Annotated in this window: 7 protein-coding genes; all 7 read right to left on the bottom strand. The window is 48.6% G+C overall.

The window, feature by feature from the left end; translation table 11 throughout:
• Positions 1 to 82: 82 nt before the first annotated feature.
• Positions 83 to 331, bottom strand: a complete 249-nt coding sequence (locus tag AC54T3_RS17135; protein WP_496626527.1) for a DUF4160 domain-containing protein — start codon at positions 329 to 331, stop codon at positions 83 to 85.
• A gap of 38 nt (positions 332 to 369) precedes the next feature.
• The gene (locus AC54T3_RS17130; protein ID WP_496626526.1) at positions 370 to 591 is read right to left on the bottom strand and encodes a hypothetical protein; all 222 of its coding nucleotides are present in this window, start codon (positions 589 to 591) and stop codon (positions 370 to 372) included.
• Complete coding sequence (locus AC54T3_RS17125; RefSeq protein ID WP_496626525.1) at positions 581 to 1,063, bottom strand: type II toxin-antitoxin system VapC family toxin; 483 nt, start codon at positions 1,061 to 1,063, stop codon at positions 581 to 583. Before AC54T3_RS17125 ends, AC54T3_RS17130 begins: the two co-directional genes overlap by 11 nt.
• Before the next feature lie 95 nt (positions 1,064 to 1,158).
• Positions 1,159 to 2,130 carry a hypothetical protein gene (locus AC54T3_RS17120; protein WP_496626524.1) on the bottom strand — a complete coding sequence of 324 codons (972 nt, stop codon included), beginning with the start codon at positions 2,128 to 2,130 and terminating at the stop codon, positions 1,159 to 1,161.
• A 3-nt stretch (positions 2,131 to 2,133) separates the two neighbouring features.
• Positions 2,134 to 3,486 (bottom strand): DNA cytosine methyltransferase, encoded by a 1,353-nt coding sequence (locus tag AC54T3_RS17115; protein ID WP_496626523.1) that lies wholly within the window; start codon positions 3,484 to 3,486, stop codon positions 2,134 to 2,136.
• Between the two features lie 198 nt (positions 3,487 to 3,684).
• Entirely contained in the window at positions 3,685 to 4,137 is a 453-nt protein-coding gene (locus AC54T3_RS17110; protein ID WP_496626522.1) for a hypothetical protein, read from the bottom strand.
• A gap of 156 nt (positions 4,138 to 4,293) precedes the next feature.
• A partial coding sequence (locus tag AC54T3_RS17105) for a hypothetical protein (RefSeq protein WP_496626521.1) occupies positions 4,294 to 4,546 on the bottom strand: 253 nt, incomplete at its 5' end.

Below are 4,546 nucleotides of genomic sequence, written 5' to 3'. Positions count from 1 at the left end.
TTCTTTTTTCCATTCGAGAAAAATACGATAAGGAAATGTCCTCCTTGAGGTATCGCGCTTTGAACTTTTGGGATATCCATGGCTATTGCAGCGGCGGCAGTTTCTTAAATTCCTGTGATTTCCACATTTCTTTAAGATCGGATTGATACAAGTTGGCCCACTCGACTATTAGCTTCCGTGCTCTTGAAGGGAGATCGCCCTCAATCATTTCCAATGTTTCCATGTTAAAAATAGCATTATGCTCTCCATACACCGCATGAAAATGTGGTGGCGGATGATCGCCAAAGAAGAGCTTAATGATGATTCCGTAAAAACGTGTGATCTCGGGCATATTGTCTTGACTCTATTTTCGCGCCCTAACGACCAAGCTCACAGACCACTGCGGAGCGATAGCGGAGCAGTGATCCGGTGAAGCGACTTGTTAGCATATTCATGTTCTTCCGGTGGCTCAACAAAGGGGCGCCCCATATTAATACGCTCTGTTTCAGATCTCTTCAAATCTTCATAAATTGCGCGCAAATCGTAGTTAAACTTTGCGGCATGAGCATCTCTGTTAGCTCTGACTTCATCTATGATTTCATCAATTGCCATTTTCTTCTCCTAGGAGTTCTTCTGGCGTACAAATGAACGGTAAAAACTGTCCTTGCTCGCTGAGATAATCCATGATCTTTCTTTGCAGTTCTGGGTTTGCGATGTGCTTGCAATTCCATGTCAACAAATAATCGACCGCGTGACTTATTGCAATCGCGATATGCAAACTATCCTCTGCTGCCTTCGCTGGAATTATTCCTTTTCGCAGAATGGTCTCCGCAAGTCTATATGACTCCTCTGTTGCAACTAAAAGCGGAATGCTTTCGACTATTCCCAAACGCCTTTGAGCTGCGTTAGGGTCGCCAGCAGCGCATTCCCTTAATACCAACTCTGACACGAACAAGTCATACTCACTTCGCTGATCCCACCATGCTGATGTTATTTGTTGGTGAGCAGCGCCGATAATAGTTTTGCTCGGCCATGCAGCCAAATAACTAATGACAGAAGTTTCAACATAAACTCTGCGTTTCAATTATTTCCGCTCCAGGTTTTCTGTGTCTGCTAACGCAAGCATCAGCCGCGCCGCTATTCGCGGCGTCGGCTGGATGCCCTCGTTGGGCACAGCCTTCAATCTACGAGTTCATCACAGAAATGCCTTGCCATCAGAAACAGCCAAGGAAGCTGACTTCGCTGTAGCAATGAAACGTTATATTCCTCACGAACGCCGTATATCGATACAATTTCGTTCAGATCGCGGATGGTGTATTCATAAGCGTTTGAATCTGGCATTCCAACATTCACGCACGCCCGAATGAGTGCGGCAAATACCTCTATAAAGCATAGTTCTCCGCCGAGATGCTGCCACCAATCCAGGCCAATTCGCACCGTCACGTCAACGGTGATTCCCTTATCTACAAATTGGCACGTCCATTGCTGATCTGGAGAAGTCGTTAAGGCCGTTCCTGACTTTTGCCTAATGTTTCGTAGGATGTGCCAGTCCTTCTTGCTTGAAAGCTTCTCTGTCCCGTACAGCACCCCATAGGTAAAATCGATTCGCCTACAACCAGACTCCTCAGCCCATGACTCATAATTTCCCAGAACTGCATCCGCAAAATTTTCGCTCATCTCATCATTAAGGCATCGCGGCCCACTCTTCAGAGTAGCGAGGTGATACACATCTGAGTCAATTCGTTTTCCATCTAACGCCGAGTTCGATGAATGCATCTCGCTAGCCACACACTCCCATCCGTACTCGGGCAATACGACTTCCTCAACCATTCTTCCAGCAGAGGTTTCCATCGAGGAAAACTGCTTTGCCGGAAGAATATCCGCCTCAATCTCGCTAACCTTGGAGTAATTTCTCTGACGTGCGTGAATTAAGAGCACATAGGGGCTAGTATTAAACTTCTGAAAAATCGCATCCTGAGCTGGGAGAGACAATATATGCGTTTCGATCTTGACTCGAAAAGAGTTCTCAAGCCGCAACACTCGTGATCGGCGTGCCTCTTCATTGTCGATTTGTAGTAGCTGTCGCAGAAGCAACTGGCGGGATAGTGTTCGTTTTTGCGCCTTGGGTAGGCCAGCATGACCTCGGGCCATTTTCTAAACGCTCCTCAACTTTCGCAACGTCTTGGGCTCAGCGTATCTGACTTTCTCGTTTCCGTCGCCGTTCTCCCAAACAAGTGTTTCCCCTCCCTTGAACCACTGGCGAGTTCGCACATGCGACTGTAGGTAGACGATTCGCGGCTCAAAAGAGCCAATTGCCTCTGCGGGCTCTCCTTGCACACGAATCTTATCAAGCTCCTTGGCGATTACATCGCCCGCAACGTGGCCAAGCCTAGTTGGTACGGCATTACCAACCTGCGCATATTGCTGTGACAACGTGCCGCAGAACTGCCAATCATCCGGAAATTCTTGAATGCGCGCGTACTCCCTAATCGACAATGCGCGCGTCTCTATAGGGTGGCAGAGAGATGTACTCGCATGGTTCGGCATTGTTACCAACGTCGGACAAGGAAGATCCAAAGTCAAGCGACGCCACCATCCTGACCTCCCACCCTTAGCGTGCCACGCCCGCCCCATAGACTCCTTTTGCACGTTTTCAGGAAGGCTCCGCCAGTTAGACCCCTCAGGCACCATTGAAAGGAAACCTTTCTTCCGAGGGCTAAAGTCCATAATCTGTGGATTAAGGTCATCTAAGCCACTTAGCGCATCACCCAGAGTGCGCCAAGGTAGAAGGCGGGGCTCTTCGAACAGGCTCCGTTGCGCCTCTGTGTTATGGCTGGGTCCGTGAGTAGGTGACGGAAACTCAACAAGCTTGCCGAATTTATTGCCAATAAACAGCGCACGCTCACGTAACTGAGGCGCCCCATAATTTACGGCATTTACCTCAAAGATATCTAAATGATAACCGCCATTGATAACCGAAAGGTCTTTGGCAAATAGGCGCACAACTGACCCTGCCTCCTCCTCCTCGGACAGTGGCGCGCCGCCCTTTTCCGGTCTTTCTGCAATTGGCCGATGCCTCAGAGCAGCCGAAAGAAGCCCCCTTACGTTCTCCATAAGGAAAATTTTTGGCTCGACAAAAGAGATAAATCGAAGAAAATCCCATAGGAGGGTACCACGCGGATCTTGCGTAGTTCCTCGTCTCCCAGCAGTACTGAAAGACTGGCACGGCGGACCACCGACTACGACATCTATGGAGGTGGGATCAATCCCTAACTCGTCGAACGCAGCCGCCGGATCGAGCTTGGACAAATCGGCTTCTAAGACACGCAAGTCCCTCGGAAGCCTTCCAGCATCTCGGTTCTTCCGTATTGTTTCGCAGAAGGCCGGCTCCTTCTCGATACAAACTACAGTTCGAAAGCGACCGGTGCGCTCAATGCCTATGTCAAGGCCCATTCCGCCGCAAAAGAGTGAGAGGACACGGTATTGTTCTGGAGAATTTTCAGACATGCGGCATATTGTACCCTTGGTTACTGGCGCCGGTCATCCAACGGCCGGGCTCACACCTTGGCATTGAACGCGGCTCAAACGGCGAATGAGCGGGTCTGGTGATGCTGCCCAACGCCGCCAGCACGCGCGGCTTTGTAGTGAAGGCGAAGCCGCAACGAAAAAGACGTCGCCGTGCCTGGCCTTGTTAGCATTGAATACCTATTTTTTAGGCAGCCCATTGAACGTGTTTTCAATCCAAGCATCCAGCTTGCTACCTTTTTCAAAAGACATCACATCCAGCATTTCCGGATTCAAGATCTCGAAGGTTTCCTTGAAAACCGCAAGATCAAACTCGTCCATTTTTTTATCACGCTTAATTCTTTGGAATAGCTTTGTGAAGTCAGACGGCTTGTAACCGATATCTTTCTTGCCTAACCGAATCGGCTTTCCATTTTTGGTTAATCCCAAAGCTTGGGCAGCACGAAATGCCTCTTCTTTCACTTTGTACACTTTATCGTGCAGAGCGAGTCTGATTATTACATCTCGTGATTGCGGGCAATCATACTTTCGCAACTCATTCAGAGCGGACAGCCGCGTTTTCCAAGAATGCTTTCGATTGGCATCCTTCACTAGCTCATCAATATTTTTAGGGGCTTCCTTAATAAAAGTCATAACTTCTCCGTTCATTGGTACTGCAAGAATGCTAACGCCAGCCTCAGCCGCCGCGAGCGAAGCGAGCGGTCGGACTGGAGGCAATCGTTAGGCGATTGATTCTGCGCTGATTCTTTGCCTGGAAAACAATTCCAACCAGGCCCCTTTAATTGATTCTTAGGCATTTTCTGTGAATAGATTCAAGAGCTTATTTTCTCTTGTACGGACTATGCCAGTTTGTAGAAAAGCAACAAAGTCATCCTGTGTGCATTCTAAGGTTTCACACTCCTCCACTGCTGTTTTATCATTATTTGGACGATACACTTTGAATCGCACTAAGCCATGATCAATGCGTTGCCTTTTTACCACTAAACCATCAGCCCTTTTAAGGTGACCGTCGAGAACGGGCTGCCGCTTGCGCCAAGAGTTT

It is taken from the genome of Halochromatium sp. NSM3, from assembly GCF_059621085.1.
This window is presented reverse-complemented; position numbering and strand designations above follow the sequence as displayed.